Source organism: Longicatena sp. 210702-DFI.1.196 (assembly GCF_020563125.1).
GTDB lineage: Bacteria > Bacillota_I > Bacilli_A > Erysipelotrichales > Erysipelotrichaceae > Longicatena > Longicatena caecimuris.
In genome coordinates this window covers 1-570 of record NZ_JAJCPX010000101.1, presented here as the reverse complement: position 1 = coordinate 570, position 570 = coordinate 1, and the positions used below count along the sequence as shown (strand labels likewise).

Annotated in this window: 1 pseudogene; it reads left to right on the top strand. The window is 38.8% G+C overall.

Going from position 1 to position 570, the window contains the following annotated elements:
• Positions 1 to 205: 205 nt before the first annotated feature.
• Positions 206 to 570 (top strand): annotated as a pseudogene (locus LI241_RS15550) (replication initiation factor domain-containing protein); the annotation flags it as partial.

Here is a 570-nt window from a genome sequence, read left to right as displayed (position 1 = left end):
AGGGCGTATATGTAACACCGCCCTGCGTATACATGTCATAGTACCTAGAAACTGTGATAAATAAAGGAAAAAACACAATTTTTACCCCGCAAAAAAACGGGGCATACGAAAGGAGAAATGCACTATAACTACACACAAAAATTTATCCGTTAAGATTGATTACATCAGCATTGTATTTGAAACGGCAACCGCTGAAGATGTAATCATGCACATTTTAGATTTACCGACTGACATTTTCAATGTTTATCCAGCAACGATAAAATTCAAGACTTATCAAGCACGCTGGCAGATTGGAGATATTTATGTATCGGGGGACGCAAGAAAGACAGAGGACAACCCACAGGGGCTAGGCTGTTATCTTGTTATGACTGGCAGAGGTTGTGATGATATTTTCCGTATTCTCGACAGTAGGAATTATACCTTTGGGGATATGTTCCGACGTTGTGAGCGAAGATATGGACTGGATAATTTCCACTTCACAAGGCTTGATATTGCCATTGATGATAAGAACGAAAAACCATTCTTTACCATAGAGCAGATAAAGAAGAAATGCGAAAAAGAGGAATTTAT